This window comes from Nocardioides caricicola (genome assembly GCF_039541135.1).
Lineage (GTDB): Bacteria > Actinomycetota > Actinomycetes > Propionibacteriales > Nocardioidaceae > Nocardioides > Nocardioides caricicola.
In genome coordinates, this window is record NZ_BAABFQ010000003.1 from 320,451 (window position 1) to 344,904 (window position 24,454).

General features: G+C 70.6%; 19 protein-coding genes. 9 read left to right on the forward strand and 10 right to left on the reverse strand.

All coding sequences use genetic code 11. The features are described 5' to 3' along the window. Positions 1 to 3: 3 nt before the first annotated feature. Genes fadD8 through ABD875_RS03295 form a run of 4 tightly spaced genes read right to left on the reverse strand, consistent with a single transcriptional unit; the run spans position 4 to position 4,135 of the window. Entirely contained in the window at positions 4 to 1,593 is a 1,590-nt protein-coding gene (gene fadD8, locus ABD875_RS03280) for a fatty-acid--CoA ligase FadD8 (protein ID WP_345171154.1), read from the reverse strand. 22 nt (positions 1,594 to 1,615) lie between these two features. Next, on the reverse strand, positions 1,616 to 2,371 hold the full coding sequence (locus ABD875_RS03285; protein WP_345171156.1) for an NAD(P)-binding domain-containing protein: 756 nt from the start codon (positions 2,369 to 2,371) through the stop codon (positions 1,616 to 1,618). Between the two features lie 23 nt (positions 2,372 to 2,394). Next, the gene (locus ABD875_RS03290) at positions 2,395 to 3,063 is read right to left on the reverse strand and encodes a sortase domain-containing protein (RefSeq protein WP_345171158.1); all 669 of its coding nucleotides are present in this window, start codon (positions 3,061 to 3,063) and stop codon (positions 2,395 to 2,397) included. A gap of 28 nt (positions 3,064 to 3,091) precedes the next feature. After that, entirely contained in the window at positions 3,092 to 4,135 is a 1,044-nt protein-coding gene (locus ABD875_RS03295) for an LLM class F420-dependent oxidoreductase (RefSeq protein ID WP_345171160.1), read from the reverse strand. A gap of 57 nt (positions 4,136 to 4,192) precedes the next feature. Between ABD875_RS03295 and ABD875_RS03300 the strand changes: the two genes are divergently transcribed. The 5 genes from ABD875_RS03300 (at position 4,193) to ABD875_RS03320 (ending at position 8,360) form a co-directional block, all read left to right on the forward strand. Further along, positions 4,193 to 5,143, forward strand: coding sequence for a Zn-ribbon domain-containing OB-fold protein (locus tag ABD875_RS03300; protein ID WP_345171162.1), 951 nt, complete (start codon positions 4,193 to 4,195; stop codon positions 5,141 to 5,143). 9 nt (positions 5,144 to 5,152) lie between these two features. Next, complete coding sequence (locus tag ABD875_RS03305; protein ID WP_345171164.1) at positions 5,153 to 6,205, forward strand: thiolase domain-containing protein; 1,053 nt, start codon at positions 5,153 to 5,155, stop codon at positions 6,203 to 6,205. Continuing rightward, on the forward strand, positions 6,205 to 7,371 hold the full coding sequence (locus tag ABD875_RS03310) for a thiolase domain-containing protein (protein WP_345171166.1): 1,167 nt from the start codon (positions 6,205 to 6,207) through the stop codon (positions 7,369 to 7,371). The genes ABD875_RS03305 and ABD875_RS03310 overlap by 1 nt, the downstream gene beginning before the upstream one ends. A 133-nt stretch (positions 7,372 to 7,504) precedes the next feature. Beyond that, positions 7,505 to 7,996 (forward strand): DUF5994 family protein, encoded by a 492-nt coding sequence (locus tag ABD875_RS03315; RefSeq protein WP_345171167.1) that lies wholly within the window; start codon positions 7,505 to 7,507, stop codon positions 7,994 to 7,996. A gap of 58 nt (positions 7,997 to 8,054) precedes the next feature. Beyond that, complete coding sequence (locus tag ABD875_RS03320) at positions 8,055 to 8,360, forward strand: helix-turn-helix domain-containing protein (RefSeq protein WP_345171170.1); 306 nt, start codon at positions 8,055 to 8,057, stop codon at positions 8,358 to 8,360. Positions 8,361 to 8,366: 6 nt separating this feature from the next. Here the strand turns inward: ABD875_RS03320 and ABD875_RS03325 are convergent, their stop codons facing one another. From ABD875_RS03325 to ABD875_RS03335, 3 genes are read right to left on the reverse strand one after another with little or no spacing between them, the layout of a single operon-like run. Beyond that, positions 8,367 to 9,113: a maleylpyruvate isomerase family mycothiol-dependent enzyme gene (locus ABD875_RS03325; RefSeq protein WP_345171172.1), complete on the reverse strand. Its 747-nt coding sequence runs from the start codon at positions 9,111 to 9,113 to the stop codon at positions 8,367 to 8,369. 15 nt (positions 9,114 to 9,128) lie between these two features. After that, positions 9,129 to 9,746 carry an ATP-dependent Clp protease proteolytic subunit gene (locus ABD875_RS03330; protein ID WP_345171174.1) on the reverse strand — a complete coding sequence of 206 codons (618 nt, stop codon included), beginning with the start codon at positions 9,744 to 9,746 and terminating at the stop codon, positions 9,129 to 9,131. After that, positions 9,743 to 10,348 (reverse strand): ClpP family protease, encoded by a 606-nt coding sequence (locus ABD875_RS03335; RefSeq protein WP_345171176.1) that lies wholly within the window; start codon positions 10,346 to 10,348, stop codon positions 9,743 to 9,745. Before ABD875_RS03335 ends, ABD875_RS03330 begins: the two co-directional genes overlap by 4 nt. Before the next feature lie 83 nt (positions 10,349 to 10,431). On the opposite strand from ABD875_RS03335, the gene map reads away from it, so the two are divergent. Continuing rightward, a complete protein-coding gene (map, locus tag ABD875_RS03340) occupies positions 10,432 to 11,199 on the forward strand; it encodes a type I methionyl aminopeptidase (protein ID WP_345171179.1) in 768 nt (255 codons plus the stop codon). A 12-nt stretch (positions 11,200 to 11,211) separates the two neighbouring features. Here the strand turns inward: map and ABD875_RS03345 are convergent, their stop codons facing one another. Next, positions 11,212 to 12,450 (reverse strand): cytochrome P450, encoded by a 1,239-nt coding sequence (locus tag ABD875_RS03345; protein ID WP_345171181.1) that lies wholly within the window; start codon positions 12,448 to 12,450, stop codon positions 11,212 to 11,214. Positions 12,451 to 12,558: 108 nt separating this feature from the next. On the opposite strand from ABD875_RS03345, the gene ABD875_RS03350 reads away from it, so the two are divergent. The 3 genes from ABD875_RS03350 to ABD875_RS03360 all read left to right on the forward strand — a co-directional run bounded on the left by ABD875_RS03350 (position 12,559) and on the right by ABD875_RS03360 (position 22,811). Beyond that, the gene (locus ABD875_RS03350) at positions 12,559 to 13,722 is read left to right on the forward strand and encodes a steroid 3-ketoacyl-CoA thiolase (protein ID WP_345171183.1); all 1,164 of its coding nucleotides are present in this window, start codon (positions 12,559 to 12,561) and stop codon (positions 13,720 to 13,722) included. A 47-nt stretch (positions 13,723 to 13,769) separates the two neighbouring features. Beyond that, positions 13,770 to 16,025: a TIM-barrel domain-containing protein gene (locus ABD875_RS03355; RefSeq protein WP_345171185.1), complete on the forward strand. Its 2,256-nt coding sequence runs from the start codon at positions 13,770 to 13,772 to the stop codon at positions 16,023 to 16,025. 183 nt (positions 16,026 to 16,208) lie between these two features. Further along, a complete protein-coding gene (locus ABD875_RS03360; RefSeq protein WP_345171187.1) occupies positions 16,209 to 22,811 on the forward strand; it encodes a carboxypeptidase regulatory-like domain-containing protein in 6,603 nt (2,200 codons plus the stop codon). Here the strand turns inward: ABD875_RS03360 and ABD875_RS03365 are convergent. Both ABD875_RS03365 and ABD875_RS03370 read right to left on the reverse strand, forming a co-directional pair. Further along, positions 22,808 to 23,689, reverse strand: a complete 882-nt coding sequence (locus tag ABD875_RS03365) for an SDR family oxidoreductase (RefSeq protein ID WP_345171189.1) — start codon at positions 23,687 to 23,689, stop codon at positions 22,808 to 22,810. The two genes, ABD875_RS03360 and ABD875_RS03365, sit on opposite strands and share 4 nt — an antisense overlap. Then, the gene (locus tag ABD875_RS03370; RefSeq protein WP_345171191.1) at positions 23,689 to 24,435 is read right to left on the reverse strand and encodes an SDR family oxidoreductase; all 747 of its coding nucleotides are present in this window, start codon (positions 24,433 to 24,435) and stop codon (positions 23,689 to 23,691) included. Before ABD875_RS03370 ends, ABD875_RS03365 begins: the two co-directional genes overlap by 1 nt. Between the last annotated feature and the right edge of the window lie 19 nt (positions 24,436 to 24,454).

Consider the following 24,454-nt stretch of genomic DNA (forward strand, 5'->3'; position numbering starts at 1 on the left):
CGGTCAGCCGATGGCACGCTCTCCGGTCCAGTACTGCGCGCGCAACGCCTTCTTGTCCGGCTTCCCGAGCGCGGTGAGCGGCAACGAGTCGGCGACGATCACCTGCTTGGGCGCCTGGACCGAGCCCTTGCGCTCCTTGACCATGTCCTGGATCTCGGCGGTCATCGTGGCGATCGCCTCCTCGTCGGTCGCCGCGTCCGAGCGGAGCACGACGATCGCGGTGACGGCCTCGCCGAACTTCTCGTGCGGCGTGCCGATCACGCCGACCTGCGCGACCGCCGGGTGCTCGGCGACGACGTCCTCGACCTCGCGCGGGAACACGTTGAAACCGCCGGTGACGATCATGTCCTTGGTGCGGTCGACGATGAACCAGAAGCCGTCCTCGTCCTCGCGGGCGACGTCACCGGTGTGCATCCAGCCGTCGCGGAACGTCTCGCCGGTCTCGTCGGGCAGGTTCCAGTAGCCGCCGGCGAGCAGCGGGCCGGCGACGCAGATCTCACCCGGCTCCCCGACCGGGACCTTGTTGCCGTCCTCGTCCAGCAGCGCCGTGCGCAGGAACGCCGACGGGCGGCCACACGACGACAGCCGCTTCTCGTCGTGGTCTCCCTTGGCGAGGTAGCTGATCACCATCGGCGCCTCGGACTGGCCGTAGTACTGCGCGAAGATCGGGCCGAAGCGGTCGATCGCCTCCTTGAGCCGGACCGGGTTGATCGCCGACGCGCCGTAGTAGACGGTCTCGAGCGAGGACAGGTCGCGGGTGTGCGAGTCCGGGTGGTCCATCAGCGCGTAGAGCATCGAGGGCACCAGCATCGTGGCGGTGATCTTCTGCTCCTCGATCGTCTTGAGGACCTCGGCGGGGTCGAACTTCGAGAGCACGTAGAGGCAGCCGCCCTTGAGCACGGTCGGCACGAAGAACGCGGCCCCGGCGTGCGAGAGCGGCGTGCACATGAGGAAGCGGGGCGCCTCGGGCCACTCCCACTCCGACATCTGGATCTGGGTCATCGTGTTCATCGCGCGCGACGTCCCGATGACACCCTTCGGCTTGCCCGTGGTGCCACCGGTGTAGGTGATCGACACGATGTGGTCGGGGTCGAGCGTCACGGCCTCGAGCGGCTGCGGGTCGAAGGTCGCGGCGGTGGCGACGAGGTCGTGGCCGACGTGGCTGAGCGCGTCCGGCACGGGACCGATCGTCAGCACCTTCTCGAGCTTCGGGCACTTCTCAAGCAGTCCGAGCGCGCGCTCGGTGAAGAACGGGTCGATGGTGATGCTGGTGATCTCGGCGTCGTTGATGACGTAGGCGTGGTCGTCGAGCGAGCCCAGCGGGTGCAGCGACGTACGCCGGTAGCCCTGGGTCTGGCCGGCGCCGAGGATGAACAGCACCTCGGGGCGGTTGAGGGCGAGCAGCGCGCCCGCCGTACCCCGTCCGGCGCCGAGCGCCTCGAAGGCCTGGACGTACTGGCTCATCCGCTCCGCGGCCTGGCCGCCGGTGAGCGTGGTGTCGCCGAGGTACATCACCGGCTTGTCGCGGTGCCGCTTGAGCGCGGCGACCATCAGGTGTCCGTTGTGCGTCCCGGTCCGCATGTCTGCCGTCATGCGGCCGAGACTAGAACGTGTTTCAGTTCTCGGCAACGGTGAGGCGTGAGAGGACCCCGTCCAGTGCGACCGCGACGGGCGGGAGCCCGAGGTCGTGGGCGAACTGCTCGTTGAGCCCACCCGGTGTCGCGACCTCGGCGATCAGCTCCGCGAAGTCCACCGGCCCACGCAGCGACTCGCTGGCGCCGGCGAACGTCGCGGCCACGTAGCCACGCGCGTCCGCCACGGACAGCCCCTTCGACACCAGCCAGTCGGCGATCGCCCCGAGGAACGCGAAGTGCGCCGCGACCGTCGCGGACGAGGCCGTCAGCGCCTCGTACGTCGTCGCGTCCTCGACCGCGATCGCGCCACCGAGCACGTCGAACAGCGTCACGGCCTCCGGCAGCGGCGGGAACACCGGCGTCCGGCCCTCGCGCCGCGCGACCGCCGGGAGCGGTACCGCGCGGGCGACCCGCGACGCGGGCGCGACCCAGGTCGTCAGGTCCTCGAGGGAGACGCCCGCCACCACGCTGACCACCGCGTGCCGCTCGGCGAACGTGAGCTCGGCGAGCACCGACTCGACCTGGCCCGGCAGCACCGCGATCACCACGACGTCGGAACCGTCGACGACGGCCTGGTTGTCAGGGGCGACCGTGACCGTCTCGAACCGCGCAGCCAGGTCGCTCGCGGTCCCGGCGCTGCGCGGTGACAGCACGACCGGGGGCGCGTCCTGCGCACAGAGGCCGTTCACGATGGCAGCGGCGATCGATCCGACTCCCAGGACGCCGTAGGTGGTCACGGCGCAACTCTGTCACCCACCCGTCAGCCCTGGTGCCACGGGTTGCGCACCCGCTTGACCAGCACGCCGATCTTGTCGATGCGGTGCTCCGGGTTGCCGTACTGGTCGGTCCAGTAGTTGCCGGCCGCGTGGTCCTCCGGCGTCGCGCACGTCGACACCGTGATGAACCCGCGCTTCGGCTCCCGGCCCGGGTAGCCGGGCACGGGGGCGCGCTGCGCGCGCAGCGACTTGGCGGACCGGAAGGACGTCCAGCGAGTCCTGGTCACGGTGTAGACGTAGCGGAACTTGCCGACGTCGACCGCGATCCGGGACCCGACATCGAGCGACGGCGTACGCCGGAAGACGCCGCCGTGCGAGGTGCGGTGGCCGGTCACCTGGTAGTTGCCCTTGCCGCCGGGGCCGGTGCCGCCGCGCGGCCCGTGCGAGGAGGCCGCGATGCCACGGTTCTGGATGCGGGTGCCGGGGCCGTCGTCGGTCCAGCCCCGGTAGGCGATGACCGGCAACCGGTGGATGCCGATGGCCGGGATGCTCAGCCGTGCGTTGCGCGCCTTGCCCTTGCTGAACTTGTGGGACGCGACGACGCGCTCCGAGGGGAGGGCGGCCTCGGCGGGAGCGAGCGCCGCCCCGGACAGGCTCACGGCGAGGGTGACGGCGCCGGCCGCGAGGAGCCGGCCGAGAGAGGGGTGCGACATGTCACCGTCGTACCCCACCCGCCGCGGTCTACGCCAGCAGCTCGGCCACCGACCGGATCTCGTCCGCCGAGCGGCAGCTGAGCAGCAGCGTGGTCACGCCGGTCTCCTCCCACTGCGCCACCCGCTCCTTGACCTCGCTCGCGGTGCCGACGATGTGCATGTCGTCGACGAGCTCGTCCGGGATCAGCGCGGTGGCGCGGTCCTTCTCGCCGCCGAGGTAGAGCTTCTGGACCTCCTCGGCGAGGTCGGCGTACCCCATCCGCTGGAAGACCTGGTTGTGGAAGTTCGCCTCCTTGGCGCCCATCCCGCCCATGTAGAGCGACACGAAGGGCTTCATCGCATCCAGGACCTGCGTCTTCTCCTCGGCGCTGCCGACCACCTGCAGGTGGCAGGTCGCCGCGATCTCGAAGTCCGCACGGGTACGCCGCGCCCCCGGCCGGGCGAAGCCCTCGTCGAGCCACGGCTGGTACATGCCGGCCGACTTCGGCGTGTAGAAGATCGGGATCCAGCCGTCGGCGATCTCGGCGGTCTGCGCGACGTTCTTCGGGCCCTCCGCGCCGAGCCAGATCGGGACGTCCGCGCGCAGCGGGTGCACGATCGGCTTGAGCGGCTTGCCCAGCCCTACGGAGTTCTCGCCGCGGTAGGGCAGCGGATAGTGCGGGCCGTCGTTGGTGACCTTCTCCTCGCGGGCGAGCACCTTGCGGATGATGTCGACGACCTCGCGGGTGCGCGCCAGCGGCTTGCCGAAGGGCTGGCCGTACCAGCCTTCGACGACCTGCGGACCGCTCACGCCCATGCCGAGGATGACGCGACCGCCGGAGAGGTGGTCGAGCGTCATCAGGTGCATCGCGATCGAGGTCGGGGTGCGGCCCGACATCTGCACGATCGACGTGCCGAGCTTGATCCGCGTGGTGTCGCGGCCCCACCACGCCAGCGGGGTGAACGCGTCGCTCCCCCAGGCCTCCGCGGTGAAGAACGCGTCGAAGCCGGCGTCCTCGGCGGCTGCCACCAGCTCACCGACGCCCTGAGGGGGCTGCGCGCCCCAGTAGCCGAGCTGCAGACCGAGCTTCATCTCATCTCCTCCTGGTGGGTGCTTGCCGAAGTGTAGAACGTGTTCTAGTTTCAGACCATGACACGAACACTGTCAGCACCGGTCACCGTAGCCTTCGACTACACCCGATCGACCGGTCCGGTCATCGGCCGGTTCCTCACCGGCCTGCGTGACGGACAGGTCGTCGGCGGTCGCACCTCCGACGGCAAGGTCGTCGTACCGCCGCCTGAGTTCGACCCGGTGACCCACGAGCCCGTCACCGAGTTCGTCGAGGTCGCGCCGGTCGGCACCGTCACGTCGTGGACGTGGGTGCCCGAGCCGGTGAAGCACCAGCCGTTCGACCGGCCGTTCGCGTTCGTGCTCGTGCTGCTCGACGGCGCCGACACCCCGATCCTGCACGCGCTGGACGTGTCGTCGCCCGACGAGGTGTCGACCGGGATGCGCGTCCAGGTGCGCTGGGCCGAGGAGCGCGTCGGCGCGATCACCGACATCTGCTTCGAGCCCGCCACCGACGCAGGGCCGACCGGTGCCGAGGCGCTCGGCGAGAACCCCGTGACCGGCGTCATCACGCCGGTGTCGCTCGACTACCTGTACGCCGCCTCCCCGGAGGAGTCGGCGTTCTACCGCGGGCTGAACGAGGGCCGCATCCTCGGCCAGCGCTGCCCCACCTGCCAGAAGGTCTACGTGCCGCCGCGCAGCGCCTGCCCGGCCGACGGGACGCCGACCGCCGAGGAGGTCGAGGTCTCCCAGACCGGCACGATCACGACGTTCTGCGTGGTCAACGTCCCGTTCCTGGGCCAGAAGATCACGCCGCCGTACGTCTCGGCGTACGTGCTGCTCGACGGCGCGGACATCGCGGTCCTGCACCTGATCCTCGGGGTCCCGGCCGCCGAGGTCCGGATGGGCATGCGCGTGAAGGCGGTGTGGAAGCCGCGCGAGGAGTGGACGTACTCCCTGGAGAACATCGACCACTTCGAGCCGACCGGCGACCCGGACGCCGACTACGACACCTACAAGCAGCACCTCTGAGGGGCGGACATGCGAGACGTTGCAGTCGTGGGGTTCGCCCAGCGACAGATGGCTGAGTTCGACGGGTCACCGACCTGCGTGGAGCTGCTGGTGCCGCTCTTCGCCGAGCTGTACGAGCAGACCGGCTGGACCCGGCGAGATGTCGGGTTCTGGTGCTCCGGGTCGAGCGACTACCTGGCCGGGCGGTCGTTCTCGTTCGTCCAGGCGGTCGACGCGATCGGCGTGATCCCGCCGGTCAACGAGTCGCACGTGGAGATGGACCTCGCCTGGGCGCTCTACGAGGCCTGGATCAAGATCCAGACCGGCGAGGTCGACACCGCGCTCGTGTACGCGTTCGGCAAGTCGTCGGCCGGTGTGCTGCGCCGCTCGCTCAGCCTCCAGCTCGACCCGTACACGATGACGCCGCTGTGGCCGGACACCGTGTCCCTCGCCGCGCTCCAGGCGCGCGTCGGCATCGACGCCGGCGTCTGGGACGAGGCCGCGATGGCCGAGGTCGCCAACCGGTCCCTGACCGACGCGGAGAAGAACGAGTACTCGATCCGCAAGGGCGGCTCGTCGGTCGACGAGCTGCTGGCCCGGCCGATGTACGCCGACCCGCTGCGCAAGCACGACTGCTCCCCCGTCACCGACGGCGCGGCCGCGATCGTGCTGGCCGCGGGCAACAAGGCCCGCGAGGTGCGCGACAAGCCCGCCTGGATCAGCGGCCTGTCGCACTTCGTCGACCCGATGAGCATGGGCACCCGCGACCTCACCCGCTCGCCGTCGGCCGCGCGGGCCGCGGCCGCGGTGGACCTGTCGGGCGTCGAGGTGGCAGAGCTGCACGCGCCGTTCAGCCACCAGGAGCTGATCCTGCGTCGCGAGCTCGGCCTCGACGACGACGTCCGGATCAACCCGTCGGGCGGCGCACTGACGAGCAACCCGATGTTCTCCGGCGGCGGGATCCGGATCGGCGAGGCCGCCTCGCGGATCTGGTCCGGCGAGATCGGCAAGGCGGTGGCCCACGCGACGTCCGGGCCCGCGCTCCAGCAGAACCTCCTGTGCACCCTGGAAGGACGAGCCTGATGGCCAAGCAGCCCGCCGCCGTGGTCGGCGTGGGTCAGACCCACCACCGCGCCAAGCGCGAGGACGTGTCGATGGCCGGCCTGTGCCGCGAGGCGATGGACCGCGCACTGGCCGACGCGAACATGTCCCTGGACGACATCGACGCGATCGTCGTCGGCAAGGCCCCCGACCTGTTCGAGGGCGTGATGATGCCCGAGCTGTTCCTCGCCGAGGCGCTCGGCGCCGCCGGCAAGCCGCTGCTGCGCGTGCACACTGCCGGCTCCGTGGGTGGCTCGACCGCGATCGTCGCGTCCTCGCTCGTCCAGGCCGGCGTGCACAAGCGCGTGCTCACCGTCGCCTTCGAGAAGCAGTCGGAGTCGAACGCGATGTGGGCGCTCTCCGTGCCGCTGCCGTTCAACATGCCGGTGCACGCCGGCGCGGGCGGCTACTTCGCGCCGCACGTGCGGTCGTACATCCGCCGTTCCGAGGCGCCCACGCACGTCGGCGCGATCGTCGCGGCCAAGGACCGGCAGAACGCGCTGAAGAACCCCTACGCGCACCTGAAGAACCCCGATACCACCGTCGAGTCGGTGCTGGCCTCGCAGATGCTGTGGGACCCGATCCGGTACGACGAGACCTGCCCGTCCTCCGACGGCGCCTGCGCCCTCGTGATCGTCGACGAGGACACCGCAGCCGCCTCCCCCAACCCGGCGTGGATCCACGGCACCGTGATGCGCTCCGAGGCCACCACCGCCGCCGAGCGCGACCAGGTGAACCCGCAGGCCTCCCGCGACGCCGCCGCCGCGCTCTGGAAGCAGGCCGGCATCACCAGCCCGATCGACGAGATCGACGCGGCCGAGATCTATGTCCCGTTCTCCTGGTTCGAGCCGATGTGGCTCGAGTCCCTCGGGTTCGCGGAGGAGAACGGCGGCGGCTGGCGGCTCTCCGAGTCCGGCGCCACCGCCATGGACGGCCGGATGCCCGTCAACTGCTCCGGCGGCGTGCTCTCCTCCAACCCGATCGGCGCCTCCGGCATGCTCCGCTTCGGCGAGGCGGCCCTCCAGGTCCGTGGCGCGGCCGGCGAGCACCAGGTCGACGGCGCCCGCAAGGCGCTCGGTCACGCTTACGGCGGTGGCTCGCAGTTCTTCGCGATGTGGGTCGTGGGGTCGGAGAAGCCCAGCAACTAGGGCCTGCCGCCCTCCTCGGCCACCCCGGACGCGAGGATGGCGGCCGATCCGCGCCCCCGGACTACACTGGGGGTGAATGACCGCTACCGAGGAATCCATTCTGGAGGCCCGAGTCGGTCGAGAGGCGGACGTCATGTCGACGTCGATCGTTCCCACCCCGCCATCCACCCCGCCATCCACCCCGCCCGCCCGGAGCTTCCTGCGGCTCCGACTCGCGAAGTTCCCGGGCCGTGACCGGCTCGACGGGGGGTGGTGGCCGCAGAGCCGCGACCTCGCGGTCGAGCTCGCCGACCTGGTCGACAACTTCCCGGCGGACTCCGGGCGCGTGCAGCGTGCCGTGATCTCCCCGCCCGACTGGGACCAGCCGCCGCGGAAGATCGCCGTCGCGCATGGGACCGTCAAGGTCGGGTCGTTCCCGAAGGACGACACCCACGTGATCCTCCTCAAGACCTCGGCGACCCAGATCCTGCGCATCCTCGTGGTGCCGCCCGATCTCACCGAGAGCGAGGCGGAGGAGGCGCTGCTCGCCGCGTCCACCAGCGGCAACGCCCACTCGGCGACCTCGCTGCTGGAGACCGTCACCGACCACACCGACGGCACGGCGGACGACCACTGGACCGCCTGACCGTTCGCCACCGGTGAACACGGCCTCGTCCATGCCCGGAGGGACGTACGCTCCAGGCATGGGCGAGCTCATCGCGTTTCCAGCACCCGACCCGGCTCCGCGGACGACCGAGCCCGAACCGCTCTGGCGCGAGGCCGTCGGCCGCGAGCTCCGTGAGGAGCGCACCAGCCAGACCCGCACCCTCGCCGACGTCGCGCAGGACGCGGGAGTGTCGACGCAGTACCTCTCCGAGATCGAGCGCGGTCTCAAGGAGCCGAGCTCCGAGGTCCTCCACGCCGTCGCCGGCGCGCTGGACCTGCGCCTGGTCGACCTCACGATCCGCGTCAGCAGGACGCTGCGCGGACCCGTCGCGCTCGCGGCGTAGCTCGCCTCAGTAGCCCGGGAACACCCGGCGCAGCTCGTCGTTCGTGACGTTGCCGGAGACCTCGTCGCCCGGCTGCAGCCGGCCGCTGAGCAACCGCACCGTCACGCCGGCCGGCCCGGAGAGCTCCGCGGTCGCATCGGTCAGCGAGGTCACGACCGACACCCCGCCGTCGATCACGACGCCACCGCCCGGGACCGCCAGCCGCACGGGCGCGGCCACCTGGTCGGGCTTGGCCGCGAAGCCGAGCAGGAACGCCAGCGGGCCCTCGAACAGCTCGACCAGCACCTCCGCCGACGACGGCAGCACCTCGGCCGACGGGTCGAGCCCGACCCGGACGTCCCAGGAGTGGTTCGCCACCTCGTTGAGCCGCATCGCGACCGGCACGACGAACGGCACCGGCTCGGGCAGGAAGCCCAGGTCGACGATCAGTGACGCGTCCTGGGTGGCGGCCGTCGCGAGGTACGCCGCATCGTGCTCCACGAACGCCGCGGACTGCTCGGCCGGCGACGAGCCGTCCCAGCGCGCCCAGATCTCTTCGTTCGACTCGGCGCCGACCTGCTCCCCCGCCGCCGCCGCGATCGCGCGGCGGCCGATCTCGGCGCCGCTGCCCAGGTGGGACAGGGCTGCGGCGACCGTCCACTCCGAGGCCCCGCTCGGGGCGGCGAGCTGGGCGTCGGTCAGCGGCTGCAGCGCCACCAGGGCGTCGTGCTCGAGACGGAGGGCGGCGAGGGCGCGGTCGACGAGGGAGGTCATGCCAGCGCCAACCGCTCAGGCCGCCCCGTTCATTCCGGAAGGGTCCTTCCTCGACGCGAGCACCGAGTCCACGATCCCGTACGACACCGCCTCCGTCGCAGTGAGCACGAGGTCGCGATCGGTGTCCTCACGCACCTGCTGCACCGAACGGCCGGTGTGCAGCGACAGGATCTCCTCCATCTCGGCGCGCACCCGCACGATCTCCTTGGCCTGGACCGCCAGGTCGGGCAGCGTGCCCTGTCCGCCGCCGGACGGCTGGTGGAGCACGACGCGCGCGTGCGGCAGCACCATCCGCCGGCCCGGCGCTCCCGCGGCCAGCAGCACCGCGGCCGACGAGGCCGCTTGGCCGACGCACGTCGTGCCGACCTCGGAGCGGATGAACTGCATGGCGTCGTAGATCGCCAGCATCGAGGTCACCGACCCGCCCGGCGAGTTCAGGTACAGGTCGATCGGCGACGACGGGCTCTCGGACTCCAGGTGCAGCAGCTGCGCGATGACGACGTTGGCGACACCGTCGTCGATCTCGGTGCCGACGTACACGATGCGGTCGGTCAGCAGTCGGCTGTAGATGTCCACCGCCCGCTCGCCGCGGTGCGTCTTCTCGACGACGCTCGGGACCAGGTAGCTGCTCATCGGACCACCCCGAACGCCGCCGCCGGCCGGGACGGCGTCACCGCGCCGACCTCGGTGAGGACCTGGTCGACGAAGCCGTACTCCCTGGCCTGCTCGGCGGTGAACCACCGGTCGCGCAGGGAGTCCTTCTCGACCACCTCACGCGGCTGGCCGGTGTGGTCGGCGATCAGGTCGAGCAGCACGTTCTTCACATGCTCGAGGTTCTCGGCCTGGATCTCGATGTCGATCGCGGTGCCGCCGATGCCGGCCGATCCCTGGTGCATGAGGATGCGCGAGTGCGGCAGGGCGTACCGCTTCCCCGGCGTACCGGCCGAGAGCAGGAACTGCCCCATGCTCGCGGCCAGCCCCATCGCCAGGGTGCTGACGTCGTTGGGGATCAGCCGCATCGTGTCGTAGATCGCCAGCCCGGCCGACACGCTCCCGCCGGGCGAGTTGATGTACAGCGCGATGTCGCGGTGGGGATCCTCGGCCGAGAGCAGCAGCAGCTCGGCGCAGATCTTGTTGGCGATCACGTCGTCGACCTCCTGGCCGAGCACGATGATGCGTTGGTGCAGCAGTCTGTCGGCGGCCGACAGGCCGGCGAGCGAGGGTGTCTGGGTCATGTCCCCAGCGTTCGGCGTACGGCGCCGCTGTTCCAGCGAATCCGCTGTCAGCAGATCAGCCCTGCGCGGATAGGGTCGATCCCATGATCGAGCTCCGCACCCCGGCCCAGATCGAGCAGATGCGGCCCGCCGGCCGCTTCGTCGCCGACGTCATCACCGCCCTCTCCGAGGCCGCGGACGTCGGCGTGAACCTGCTCGAGCTGGACGAGATCGCGCACCGGATGATCCGCGACCGGGGTGCCGAGTCCTGCTACATCGACTACCACCCGTCGTTCGGCGCCTCGCCCTTCGGCAAGGTGCTGTGCACCTCGGTCAACGACGCGGTCCTGCACGGCCTCCCCCACGACTACGCGCTCCAGGACGGCGACCTGCTCAGCGTCGACTTCGCGGCGAACGTCGACGGCTGGGTCGCCGACTCCGCGCTCAGCCTCGTGGTCGGTACGCCGCGCCAGGAGGACCTGGACCTCATCGCGACCGCCGGACGGGCGCTCGAGGCGGGTATCGAGGCGGCCCGCGTCGGCAACCAGCTCGGCGACATCTCCGCCGCGATCGGCGGCGTGGCGCGCGCCGCCGGGCTGGGCATCAACCTGCAGTTCGGCGGGCACGGCGTCGGTCGCACGATGCACGGCGAGCCGCACGTGCCGAACGACGGCCGCCCGCACCGCGGGCTCAAGCTCAAGGCCGGCCTGGTGATCGCGATCGAGCCGTGGTTCCTGCACACCACCGACGAGATCTACACCGACGCCGACGGCTGGACCCTGCGCAGCAAGGACGGGTCCCGCGGCGCCCACATGGAGCACACGGTCGCGATCACCCCGGACGGCCCGCTGGTGCTGACCGCCCGGGACTGATCGGGTCCCGGCTCAGCCGTACCGGACCTGGAGGTCCTTGAGCCCGTTGATCCAGGAGTGCCGCAACCGCGAGGGCTCGGCGAGCTTGGTGATGTCCGGGGCGTGGTCGGCCAGGGCGTTGAAGATCACCCGGATCTCCTGCCGGGCGAGGTTGGCGCCCAGGCAGTAGTGGGCGCCGTGTCCGCCGAACCCGAGCTGCGGGTTGGGGTCGCGCAGGATGTTGAACGTGAAGGGGTCCTCGAAGACCTCGTCGTCGAAGTTGGCGCTGGCGTAGAACAGCGCCGCCCGCTCGCCCTTCTTGAACTTCACGCCGGAGACCTCCACGTCGTCCAGCGCCGTGCGCTGGAAGACGCTCACCGGCGTGCCCCAGCGGACGACCTCGTCGACCATCGTCGCCGGCCGGTCGCGCTTCCAGATCTCCCATTGCTCGGGGTTGTCGAGGAAGGCGTTCATGCCGTGCGAGATCGCGTTGCGCGTGGTCTCGTTGCCCGCCACGGCGAGCAGGATCACGAAGTAGCCGAACTCGTCCTCGGTCAGGCCGCGCTCGCCCTTGTGGGCGTTGATGAGCTTGGTGATCAGGTCGTCCTGCGGGTTCGCCCGCCGGTCCGCGGCCAGCATCATGGCGTAGCCGAGGATCTCCGCGGCCGCGACGTCCTGGTTGCCGGCGTAGTCCGGGTCCTCGCCCGCGAGCATCTGGTTCGACCAGTCGAACAGCTTGTGCCGGTCCTCCTGCGGTACGCCGATCAGGTCGGCGATCGCCTGCAGCGGCAGCTCAGCAGCGATCTCCTCGACGAAGTTGCCGGTGCCCCGCGCGACGGCGTCCTTCACGATCTGGTTGCCACGCCGGACCATGGTGTCCTCGAGCTCGGCGATCGAGCGGGGCGTGAAGCCGCGCGAGATGATGCCGCGCGTGGTGGCGTGCTCGGGCGGGTCCTGGTTGATCAGGATCACGCGCTGCAGCTCGATCTGCTCGCGCAGCATCTCGGTCGGGAAGCGGATGATCGCGCCGTTCTCCGCGGTGGACCAGTTCTTGCTGTCCTTGGAGATCGTGGCGACGTCCTCGTGCCGGGTGACCGCGTAGTAGCCCGCCTGTCCCTCCGGCGCGAAGCCCGACGTCCACGTCGGCTCCTGCTCTACCCACACGATCGGGGAGTTCTGGCGCGCGAGCCGGAACTCGTCGTGCGGGATCGCACGGTGGTTCACGTCCGGGTCGGTGAAGTCGAATCCGGACGGCAGGACAGGTGCGGTCACTGGAGCTCCTCGCGATCGGGGTGGAACACGTTCTAGTGACAGAGGATACATACCGAAGGTACGGAGTCAAAGGTTGTGGCCGATAAGAACGTGTTCTAGTTTTGGCCCATGGGTACTCCGGTCATCATCGACGCCGTCCGCACTCCCCTCGGCAAGCGCAAGGGCTGGCTGGCCGGGGTCCATCCGGCCGTGCTGATCGGACAGGCCATGAACGAGGTCCTCGCCCGCGCCGGGATCGACTCCGACCTGGTCGACCAGGTCGTCGCCGGCTGCGTCACGCAGGCCGGCGAGCAGTCCAACGGCATGGTGCGCCGCGCCTGGCTGCACGCGGGCCTCGCCCAGCACACCGCGGGGACGATGGTCGACGCCCAGTGCGGGTCGGGCCAGCAGGCCGCCCACCTCGTTCACGACATGATCGCCGCCGGCAGCATCGACGTCGGCATCGCGGCCGGCGTCGAGGCGATGTCGCGCATCGGCCTGGGCGCGAACGTGCCGGCCGGCACCGGAGACCCGCGTCCGGCCGACTGGTCGATCGACATGCCGAACCAGTTCGAGGCGGCCGACCGGATCGCGCGCAACCGCGGGCTCAGCCGCGCCGACCTCGACGCGTTCGGCCTCGCCTCGCAGCAGAAGGCTCGGGTCGCCGTCGACGAGGGCCGGTTCAAGCGGGAGATCTTCGCGCTCGAGGCCCCGGTGCTCGGCGAGGACGGCAACCCGACCGGCGAGACCCGGCTCGTCGACGCCGACCAGGGGCTCCGCGCGACCACCCTCGACGGGCTCGCCGGACTGAAGACCGTGCTGCCCGACGGCCTGCACACGGCGGGCACGTCCTCCCAGATCAGCGACGGTGCCTCGGCCGTGCTCATCATGGACGAGGACAAGGCCCGCGCCCTCGGCCTGACCCCGCGCGCCCGGATCCGCACCCACTGCCTGGTCGGCTCCGACCCGTACTACCACCTCGACGGTCCGATCGACGCGACCCAGCGGGTGCTCGACCGCACCGGCATGGCGATCTCGGACTTCGACCTCTTCGAGGTCAACGAGGCGTTCGCCTCCGTGGTGCTCTCGTGGGCTGGCCAGCACCGGGTCGACATGGACAAGGTCAACGTGAACGGCGGCGCGATCGCGCTCGGTCACCCGGTGGGCTCGACCGGCACCCGGCTGATCACCACCGCCCTGCACGAGCTGGAGCGCCGCGACGGCTCCACCGCGCTGATCTCGATGTGCGCCGGCGGCGCGATGGCGACCGGAACCGTCATCGAGCGGATTTAACCGACAGACCCCGTCCGTAGGAAGCGGCCAGGACCTACCCTGGCGGCGTGACCCGCATCACTGCCGCCCTGGCCGCCGCTGCCCTGGGCCTCACGCTCGTCCCCCTGACGTACGTCGCCGCGCCGGCGACCGCCCGGCCGGACGCCGCCGACGATCCGCTGGTCGTCGACGCGGGCGGCGCCCGCGTGGTGGTCGAGCGGAGCCCGTTCCGCCTCAGCGTCACCGACGGCGCCGGCACCACCGTGCTGCGCGAGGTCGCCCACGCGGCCGAGGACACGATCCCCGAGCCGGTCACCCAGGACCCGATCGGCGCCGGTGCCGACAACCAGGACACGACGACGCTCTACTCGCCGCTCTCGTTCCTGGTCGGCACCGAGTCCCTGCAGCAGTACCCGCAGGGAGAGTGGGTCGCCAACCTCAAGTCCGGCACCCGCAGTGGCACCTGGTACTCCGCCCAGGACGTCGTCGCGGTCGAGCACGACGGCGCCGACCTGGTCCTGACCCTGGCGACCAACGACCCGACCGGACGCGAGCTCGTGGTCCGGATCGGCGCCCAGGGCGAGGACGCCGTACGGGTGCGCGTGGACGCGGTCCCCTCCGACAGCGTCGCCATGCTCGGCGACTCCTTCGAGGCGTCCGACGTCCCGGGTGCGAAGGACGGCTTCTTCGGCTTCGGGGGCCGGCACGACCGCCTGGACCAGCGCGGGCGGGTGCTCTCCAGCTTCGTCAACCAGCAGAACTTCAACAGCACCGCTCCGGGCTCGGACGCGTGGAACATGTACCCGAACGGCCCGGCCGGCGCGTACTACCCGCAGGCGATGTTCTACACGACGGACTACGGGTTCCTGCTCCCCCAGCCGGAGCTCGCCCGTTTCAAGCTCGCGGTCGAGCGCGAGGACGCGTGGAACGTCACCGCCTCCGCATCCCACCTGGACTACATCGTCGCTCCGGGCGGCCCCCGCCAGGCGACCCGGACCCTGACCGAGCTCACCGGTCGGCACCGGGTCCCGCCCCGGTGGGCGCTCGGACCGATGTTCGACCGCCTGGTGAGGAACTTCGACGAGACCGTCGAGCGATACGAGTCGGAGCTGCGCGACGACCTCGCCGAGATCGACGAGCACGACCTGCCGCTGAGCGCGTACCGGCTCGAGGGATCGGTCTTCCCCGCCGACCCCGTGCACAACCACGGCATGGAGCTGCACAGCTGGGTGCGGCCGAAGGTGCAGACGTGGATGATCAAGCAGCTCCGCGCTCGCGGCATCCACGTGCTGTCCTACCTGCGGCCGTGGCTGAGCGTCGGCAGCGCGCCGGTCGAGGCCGGCTACGCCGTCGAGCACGCGAGTGGCGAGCCGTACTACGTCGTGGGGACCGACAAGCGGCGCTTCGCGCTGATCGACTTCACCAACCCCGAGGCCGTCGCGTTCTGGCAGGCCCGCGTGCGGGAGACCCTCGACCTCGGGTTCGACGGCTTCATGTCGGACTACGGCGAGCAGGTCATGCTCGACATGCACTTCGCCGACGGGACCACCGGCGTCACGCGGCACAACGACTACCTCACGCTGATGGCCAAGGCCACCCGGGAGGAGCTGGACCGCTACCAGCGCAGCCACCCCGAGCGGGCCGAGCCCTGGTTCTTCACCCGCGCGGGCTACACGGGCCTGCCCGGCACCGCTGCGTACGAGAACGCGAACTTCCCCGGGGACGAGACGACGGACTGGGACCGTGCTTCGGGCCTGGCCTCGCTGACCACCGACATGCTGAGCCGCGCCGTCGGCGGGGCGTACGGGTACGCGACGGACATCGGCGGGTACTTCGACTACTCGACCCCGCCGACCACCAAGGAGCTGTTCCTCCGGTGGGCCGAGTGGGCCGCGCTGAGCCCGGTCTTCCGTCTGCACGGCAGCGGCAAGAACGGCACCCACGCACCGTGGACCTACGACGCGCAGACGGTGCGGATCTACAAGCAGCTCTCGAACCTGCACCTGCGTGCGCGGCCGCTGCTGACCAAGCTGTGGAAGCAGGCGGACCGGACCGGCGCACCGCCCACGCGGCCGCTGTGGTGGCAGCACCCCGACGACCGGGCCGGGTGGCACCAGGACCAGGAGTGGCTCCTCGGGCCCGACCTGCTGGTCGCCCCGGTGGTGGAGAAGGGCGCGACCGGACGCTCCGTCTACCTGCCCGAAGGCTGCTGGCGGCTCCACGGCACGGGACCGGAGCGCACCGGCCAGCGCAGCATCACCGTGCGTGCCGCCCTCGGCCAGCTCCCGTGGTTCAGCCGCTGCGGCACGAAGCCGCTCGGCTGACTGCCCTAGTCCGGCTGACGAGTTCCGCGGAAAACGGAGTGCGTCCGGAACAGCGTTGCTAACTTCGAGCCGCTAGCGGCCGGTGCTTCGTCGCTCATGGGGAGCGTAGTCGGGACTATCTAGGGGTCAGCGGTGCGCGTTTCCGGGACCAGAACCGCTCTTGCAACGGCATTCGCCACCCTGGTGGCGACGTTCGCGGTGGCACTCACGCCGACCGCCGCGCTGGCCGCTCCGCCGGCGAACGACGACTTCGAGAACGCCCAGGTGCTGAGCGGGCCCGGCGTCGTCACCGGCACCAACGTCGACGCCACAACGCAGGACGGCGAGCCGGTCCGGCACATCACCGACGACAACGTCGACTACGCCCCGACCGCGTCGGTCTGGTACCAGTGGACGTCGCCGGACGTCCCGAGCCCGTCGGAGATGCTGCTGACCACCCGCGGCTCCGAGTTCGACACCGTCCTCACCGTGTTCACCGGCGGGCCCGGTCTCACCGACCTCACCGAGGTCGTCGGTGACGACGACTTCGACCAGGCGGCCGGGCACAGCCGGCTCCGGTTCCAGCCGACCCAGGACACCGTCTACTACTTCGCCGTCGACAGCTGCTGCGACGGCAACGCCTACGGCAGCGGCTCGATCCGGCTCCGACTCGCCGAGCTCAGCGGGCAGGGCAGCATCGACGGCTTCGTGACCGCGCCCGGAGGCGGCGGTGTCGACGGGTTCTGCGTCATCGCCGTCGACGACACCGGCGAGCAGGTCTCGACGACCGGGTACACCGACCCGACCGGCGAGTACATCATCAACAGCGTCGAGGCCGGACCGGACCGGCACCTGAAGTTCTACAACTGCATGGGCACCACGACGTACGCCGGTGAGTACAACGGCGACGCGCAGACGCTGGCCGCGGCGCCCGACATCGCGATCGCGAACGGCCAGACGCTCCACGTCAACGCCACCATGGATCCAGGCGGAAGCATCTCCGGCGTCCTCAGCCCCGACGACGCGGGCAGCGCCAGCTCGGTGGCCGACATCTGCGTCCGGGTCACCATGGTCGGCGAACCCGACAACGGCTTCGAGGCCCAGGCGACGACCAACGCCAGTGGCCAGTACACCGTGACGGGCCTCGACGGCGGCTCGTACCGCGTGCGTTTCGGCGGCTACTGCGCGCCCAACTCCGCGTTCGCACCCGAGTACTACGACGACGCGCAGGACGTCGCCGACGCCGACCTCGTCGTGGTGACCGAGGGCAGCGACACCGGTGGGATCGACGCCGGGCTCGGTGTCGCGCCGGGCGCCATCTCCGGCACCGTCCGCGAGTGGCAGGTCGGTCCCGGCATCGCGAACATCTGCGTCCGCGCCGTCGGCCCGTCGTACACGTCACCGACGGTCTTCACCGATGCCAACGGCGACTACACGATCCCGAACGTGCCGCCGGGCACCGACCACATCGTGCGGTTCACCGACTGCAACACGGCCGTCAACCCGTTGACGACGCAGTGGTACGACCAGGCCCTGACCGTGAGCGAGGCCGACCCGATCACCGTGACCAGCGGCAGCACGACGCCGTCGATCGACGCCAGCATGTTCCACGCCGCGGAGATCGGCGGCCACGTCACCGACAGCGCCGGCAGCGCGCGCGCAGGAGTGTGTGTCGACGTCTACCAGTCCGGCGGCTCGCTGGTGCGTGGCACGACGACCGCCGTGGACGGCGGGTGGACCGCCCCGGTCGCGCCGGGCAACTACGCGGTGTCCTTCTACTCGTGCGGCCCCGGCCCGGCCTTCCAGGACCTCTGGTGGCACTCCCGCACCGACCTGAGCGCCGCCGACGACGTGTTCGTCGACCAGGGCGACGTGGTCACGGACCTCGACCAGCTGCTGCCCGACGACGGCCTGATCACAGGCCGGGTCACCAACGGGGGCGGCGCTCCCCTGCGGGACATCTGCGTCACCGCGTTCGAGGACGACACGTCGGTCGTGGCTGCCCAGGACTTCACCGACGCGTACGGCTTCTTCGACCTCGGTGTCGCAGCCGGCGACTACGACGTCCAGTACCTCGACTGCGACGACCTCTACCGCGAGCAGTGGTACGACGGCAAGCCGGACCAGGCGACGGCTGACACGATCACCGTGCCGACCGACTCGACCGTGCGCGCCAGCGCGACCCTGGCTCGCTGGGGAACGATCTCCGGCCTCATCACCGACGAGGACGACCAGCCCGTCACCGGCATCTGCGTGTCGACGTACGACGCGAACGGCGTCCAGCTCGGCAACGAGATCGAGAACCGGGCGGACGGCACCTACACGGTCGGCGGCATGTCGACCGGCAGCTACCGCGTCAGGTACCAGGACTGCTCGAGCGGCGTCTACGGCACCGAGTTCTACGACAACAAGCTCGACCTCGCCACCGCCGACGGCGTTCCGGTCACCCTCGGCACCGACCACGGTGGCGTCAACGCCGTCCTGCACAGCGACCCGCCGACGAACGAGGTGCTGCCCGCGATCGACGGTGTCGCGCAGGTCGGGGTCACCCTGCGGGCGGACCCCGGTCAGTGGACGCACGACCCGGCGACGTACGACTACCAGTGGTACCGCTGCGACCCGTCCGGGGTCACCTGCAACCCGGTGAACAGTGCCGGTGCCAGCTACTTCGTGACGCCGGGCGACGCCGGCCAGCGGATCCGGGTCGACGTCACCGCGACCAACACGGTGGGCAGCGAGACCGCGACGGCACCGCTGAGCGGCATCGTGGGCTCGGGCCCGCCCGAGAACGACGACATCGCCGACCGCACCACCCTGTCGGGCTCGCTGCCGGTCCACGTGATCGGCACCAACGTCGACGCGACCCGCGAGCCCGGTGAGCCCGCGCACGGCGGGTTCACCATCGGCGCCTCGGTCTGGTACCAGTGGACCGCACCCAGCGGCGCGAGTGCCATCGACATGGCCCAGATCGACACCTCCGCCAGCGACTACCTCTCGACGATCTCGGTGTACACCGGCACCTCGCCCGTGTTCGCCGACCTCGAGCTCGTCGCACAGGACAGCTACCTCTCCAGCGCCAGCGAGGTCGTGACCTGGGAGCCGGTCGCGGGGACGACGTACTACATCGCGATCGACGGCTCCTGGGACAGCACGAACTCCCGCCCCTTCGAGGGCACCATCGACCTGAAGCTCGCCGCGGTGTCGGGCATCTCCGGGACCGTGACCGACACCAACGGCGACCCGATCCGCGACATCTGTGTGACCGCCACGGGCGACACCGGAAACAGCGTGCTCACGGCCGCCGACGGCACGTACCTGATGCCGCTCGACCCCGGCAACTACATCGTCGACTACACCGACTGCGCCTACGAGTACCAGGACCAGTGGTTCGACCTCGCCAACGACGAGGAGGACGCGACCCCGGTCCACGTGAGCGCCGAGACCCTCACCCCCGAGATCGACGCCACCCTGACCCGGCTGGTCGACTTCGGCTCGATCGCCGGGACCGTCACCAACGAGCAGGGCGACCCGCTCCCCAACATCTGCGTCTACGTGATGCTCGACAGCGGCGGCTTCGGCGGCAGCACCTGGACCGCCGACGACGGCACCTTCCTGGTCCGCGGACTCGGCGATCCCGACTTCCCCGACGACGTCGTCCAGTACGACGTGTCGTACTCCGACTGCAGCGGGTTCTACGGCGACGAGAACTACGACAACAAGATCAACGGGGACGTCGACCCGGTCGGCGTACGCCTCGACGAGCACGTCACGGGCATCGACGCCGTGCTCCAGCACGACCCGCCGGAGAACCTCTCGGTCCCGACGATCGCCGGCAAGGCCCGCGTCGGAGGTCTGCTGAAGGCGTCCCACGGCACCTGGGTCCACGAGCCGAGCGTCTTCACGTTCCAGTGGTTCCGCTGCGAGGCCGACGGCACGGGCTGCGTGGCCGCCGACGACGGCGACGCTCGTCGCTACCGGATCGCCCCGGCCGACGAGGGTTACCGGTTCCAGGTGGAGGTCACGGCCCAGAACTCGATCGGCACCGCGACCGCGACGTCAGCCCAGACCGCCGTCGTGGACAACGGCGCTCCGGCGAACGACGACATCGCCGACCGGCAGGTGCTGGCCGGCCCGATGCCGATCGTGGCGACAGGCGACAACGTCAACGCCACCCGCGAGGTCGGTGAGCCCGACCACCTCGGGTTCATCGAGGGCGCGTCGGTCTGGTACGAGTGGACCGCGCCGAGCAGCGGTCTGCCCGACCGGGTGTCGGTCAGCCTCGCCGGGAGCAGCTTCGACACGACGCTGTCGATCTACGACGGCACGCCGTCGCCGTTCACTGGCCTCGACCTGGTCGCCGAGAACGACCAGTACAGCGACGAGACGAGCGTCGCGACGTTCGAGCCCGTTCCTGGCACGACGTACTACATCGCGGTCGACGGCTTCGCCGACGACATCACGCACGAGATCGACATGGGCTCCATCGACCTCCGGCTCAACGCCGCCACCGGCGTCGAGGGCACGGTCGTCGACGAGGACGGGCTGCCGATCCGCGACATCTGCGTCACCGCGACGCAGGACCCCGGACCGGAGCCGGACGGTCCGCAGGTCTTCACGGCGGCCGACGGGACGTACTTCCTCGAGCTGCCGCCAGGGACGTGGTACGTCGACTTCTTCGACTGCGCGAACCAGTACGAGGAGCAGTGGTTCGACGGCGAGGGCAGCTACCAGACCGCCACCCCGATCACCGTCACCGACGGGCTCGTCGAGCCGGGCGTGGACGCCACGATGGTCGAGATCGCGCCGTTCGGCACCATCGCCGGCACGGTCCTCAACGAGGCCGACGAGCCGATCCCGGACATCTGTGTGGTCGCGATCGACTTCTCCACCGGCAGCTACGGCGAGGGCTGCACCGACGCGAACGGCACCTACCTGATCCGCGGCCTCGGCGACCCGGACAACCCGACGGACCAGTTCGAGTACGTCGTCGGGTTCCAGGACTGCGGCTGCTTCTACGGCACCGAGTTCTACGACAACAAGCTCGACCCCAGCGATGCCGACCTCGTCTCGGTCGCCCTGGACCAGCACGTGACCGGCATCGACGCGACCCTGCAGAGCGATGCACCGACGAATGTCACCCGGCCGGCCGTGCAGGGATCCACAGTGGTGGGCTCCACGCTCTCGGCGACCAACGGTCAGTGGAACCACGAGCCGAGCTTTTTCGAGTACCAGTGGCAGCGGTGCAGCTCCGGGACGTGCGCGCCGATTGCGGGCGCCGAGAGCGATGAATACATCTCCACTCCGGACGACGTCGGCATGCTGCTGCGCGTGACGGTGACGGCGACGAACAGCATCGGCAGCACCGGATCACTTTCCACTCCCTCGGACGTGATCGGAGCCCCGGGCTCGCTTACCCAGCCAGTCGTGAGCGGGACGACCAGTACTGGGAGCACGCTGTCTGTTACGGACGGTACGTGGTCCGGCTCCCCCACCTCGTTCAGCTACCAATGGCAGCGATGCACCTCCGCTGCGGCATGCAGTCCGATCGGCGGAGCTGCGGGGAGCAGCTACGTGATCACCGGCGCGGACTCCGGCTTCCAGCTGCGAGCCACCGTCACTGCCACCAATGCGGCCGGCAGCAACAGTCGGATGTCGACGTCCAGCGGCACCGTCGGTGCGCCCGGCTCGCTCACCCAACCGGTGGTGAGCGGCTCGTCGGCGGTCGGCAGCACGCTCTCCGTCAGCGACGGCACCTGGTCCGGCTCCCCCAGTTCATTCGGCTACCAGTGGTTGCGCTGCGACGGAGGAGTCTCGAGCTGTACGCCGATCAGCGGCGCCCAGGCCTCGAGTTATGTGAGCACCCCCTCCGACTCCGGCTTCTACCTGCGCGCCAACGTGACGGCGACCAACGCATCCGGCAGCACCTCGCGGACCTCCGGGCCGAGCGGCCTCATCGGGGCTCCGGGATCACTCACGCAACCGCAGCTGAGTGGTTCGACGAGTGTCGGCAGCACGATGTCGGTCAGCGACGGGACGTGGTCGGGCTCACCGAGCAGCTTCACCTACCAGTGGCTGCGATGCGACTCGGGTGCATCCAACTGCACACAGATCCCCGGCGCGCAGGCGTCCACGTACGTCACCACGGACAGCGACATCGGTTCCCGTCTCCGGGCCAACGTCACCGCGATCAACAGCGTCGGTGGCAACTCCCGCCAGTCCTCGCCCAGCGGGCTGATCGGCTCGCCGTCTTCTACCCAGCAGCCCTACATCGAAGGCGACCCGGCCACCGGGAGCACACTCACGGTTCGCGAAGGGTTGTGGACAGGAAGTCCGTCTGGCTACGCGTACCAGTGGCTCCGTTGTGACACGGACGCGGCGAGCTGCGACGTGATCGCGGGTGCCGAAAGCTCGACCTACGTCACCACTCTCGACGACGTGGGTCATCGGCTCCGGGTGGCCGTCACTGCCAGCAACGCCTCCGGCGGCGGCGCTCGGCACTCGACTCCCACAGGAATCATCGGAGCGCCGCGATCGACCAGCCAACCCATCGCCAGCGGTAGCACCACGGTCGGCGGCATCCTCAGCGTCACGACGGGAACCTGGAACGACAACCCCACCGCTTACGCCTACCAGTGGTTGCGCTGCGACACGTCTGCAGGCGCCTGCACCGAGATCGACGGCGCCGACTCATCGACGTACGTGACAACAGTTGACGACGTCGGCCATCGGCTTCGGGCGCGCGTCACGGCCACCAATGCAATCGGCGACACCTCGCGTCAGTCGACGCCGACCGGAGTTGTGACCTAGGCCCCGTACACCGGCTCCGGCGTCGGCGCGGCCGTGAGCAGGTCGCGCAGTGCCGGCCCGACCTCGGCCGCCTCCCACCGGCGGCCGAGGTCGTGCGCGGGTCCGTGGGCCCAGCCGTTCTCGACGGTGATCTTGCCGCCCTCGATCTCGATGACCCGGCCGGTCACGTCGCCGGCCTCCTCGGAGGCGAGCCAGGCGACGACCGGGGAGTTGTCCTCGGGCAGCGCCATGTCCGAGGTGTCGAAGGCGCCCTCGGTCATCCGGGTCTTGGCGACCGGTGCGATCGCGTTGACGGTGACGCCGTACCGGCCCATCTCCTGCGCGGCCACGAGCGTGAGGCCGGCGATGCCGGCCTTGGCGGCGGAGTACGTCGCCTGACCCACTGAGCCCTGGAGGCCGGCGCCGGACGAGGTGTTGACGACGCGGGCCGCGCGCTGGCGACCCTCCTTGGCCTCGGCGCGCCAGTAGGCGCCGGCGTGCCGCAGCGGCGCGAAATGCCCCTTGAGGTGGACGCGGATCACCGCGTCCCACTCCTCCTCGGACGTGTTCACGAGCATCCGGTCACGCACGAAGCCGGCGTTGTTCACCAGGATGTCCAGCCCGCCGAACGTGTCGATCGCCTGCTGCACCATCGCGGCCGCCTGCGCGAAGTCGGCGACGTCCGCCCCGTTGGCCACCGCGCGGCCACCGGCCGCCTCGATCTCGGCGACCACCTCGTCGGCCGGGGACTCCCCCGTGCCCTCCCCGGCGAGCGAGACGCCGTAGTCGTTGACGACCACGGCCGCGCCGTGCCGGGCGAGCTCGAGCGCGTGCGCGCGGCCGATGCCGCGGCCCGCGCCGGTGACGATCGCGACGCGACCTTCGAGAAGCTTGCTCATCAGAGTCCCTTCTGGACCAACAGGAAGGCGGGCGTCTCTCCCCCGCCGTGACACGCGACCGTCGCGCCGGAGACGTACGACGCCAGGTCGCTGGCCAGGAACGCCGCGACGTTCCCGACCTCCTCGGGCCGCGCCATCCGGCCGATCGGGATGGTGCGCTCGATCGCCGCCACGGACGCGTCGTCGCCGTAGTGGTCGTCGGTCTGCTCGGTGCGGCACAGGCCGACGTCGATCGCGTTCACGCGCACCTTCGGCGCCCACTCCATCGCCAGCGAGGTGGTCAGCGAGTCGAGGCCGGCCTTGGCCGCGCCGTACGCCGCCACGGTGGGCGCCGGCCGGCTCGCGGAGACCGAGGAGATGTTGACGATCGCGCCGCCTGAGTCCTGCTGCTGCATCACCGCGTTCGCGGCCTGGGAGCACAGCAGCGGCGCCAGCAGGTTCAGCCCCACGATCTTGTCGTGGAAGCGCGGGGAGGCCGTGGCGGCCTCGGCCGCCGGCGCTCCCCCGGCGTTGTTGACCAGCACGTCGAGCCGGTCGAGCGAGCCGACCAGGGCCTGGACGGCGTCCGGGTCGCGTACGTCGCAGACGCGGTGCGTCGTGCCGGGCACGGGCTCGACGTCGGATCGGGAGCAGGTGACCACGCTCGCGCCGGCGGCGAGCAGGGCGCGGGTGATCCCGAGCCCGATGCCACGGGTCCCGCCCGTGACGAGCGCGACCCGTCCGGTGAGGTCCACGGCGAGCGTCATGGTGATAGCCTACCAAGCA

What these genes read in the sequence shown, in the direction of transcription:
- ABD875_RS03300 (WP_345171162.1), top strand. Translation starts at nt 4,193, where the DNA reads ATGACACGAACACTGTCAGCACCGGTCACCGTAGCCTTCGACTACACC.
- ABD875_RS03290 (WP_345171158.1), bottom strand. Translation starts at nt 3,063, where the DNA reads ATGTCGCACCCCTCTCTCGGCCGGCTCCTCGCGGCCGGCGCCGTCACC.
- ABD875_RS03330 (WP_345171174.1), bottom strand. Translation starts at nt 9,746, where the DNA reads ATGAGCAGCTACCTGGTCCCGAGCGTCGTCGAGAAGACGCACCGCGGC.
- ABD875_RS03350 (WP_345171183.1), top strand. Translation starts at nt 12,559, where the DNA reads ATGGGTACTCCGGTCATCATCGACGCCGTCCGCACTCCCCTCGGCAAG.
- ABD875_RS03305 (WP_345171164.1), top strand. Translation starts at nt 5,153, where the DNA reads ATGCGAGACGTTGCAGTCGTGGGGTTCGCCCAGCGACAGATGGCTGAG.
- ABD875_RS03310 (WP_345171166.1), top strand. Translation starts at nt 6,205, where the DNA reads ATGGCCAAGCAGCCCGCCGCCGTGGTCGGCGTGGGTCAGACCCACCAC.
- map (WP_345171179.1), top strand. Translation starts at nt 10,432, where the DNA reads ATGATCGAGCTCCGCACCCCGGCCCAGATCGAGCAGATGCGGCCCGCC.
- ABD875_RS03295 (WP_345171160.1), bottom strand. Translation starts at nt 4,135, where the DNA reads ATGAAGCTCGGTCTGCAGCTCGGCTACTGGGGCGCGCAGCCCCCTCAG.
- ABD875_RS03370 (WP_345171191.1), bottom strand. Translation starts at nt 24,435, where the DNA reads ATGACGCTCGCCGTGGACCTCACCGGACGGGTCGCGCTCGTCACGGGC.
- ABD875_RS03365 (WP_345171189.1), bottom strand. Translation starts at nt 23,689, where the DNA reads ATGAGCAAGCTTCTCGAAGGTCGCGTCGCGATCGTCACCGGCGCGGGC.
- ABD875_RS03335 (WP_345171176.1), bottom strand. Translation starts at nt 10,348, where the DNA reads ATGACCCAGACACCCTCGCTCGCCGGCCTGTCGGCCGCCGACAGACTG.
- fadD8 (WP_345171154.1), bottom strand. Translation starts at nt 1,593, where the DNA reads ATGACGGCAGACATGCGGACCGGGACGCACAACGGACACCTGATGGTC.
- ABD875_RS03325 (WP_345171172.1), bottom strand. Translation starts at nt 9,113, where the DNA reads ATGACCTCCCTCGTCGACCGCGCCCTCGCCGCCCTCCGTCTCGAGCAC.
- ABD875_RS03320 (WP_345171170.1), top strand. Translation starts at nt 8,055, where the DNA reads ATGGGCGAGCTCATCGCGTTTCCAGCACCCGACCCGGCTCCGCGGACG.
- ABD875_RS03315 (WP_345171167.1), top strand. Translation starts at nt 7,505, where the DNA reads ATGTCGACGTCGATCGTTCCCACCCCGCCATCCACCCCGCCATCCACC.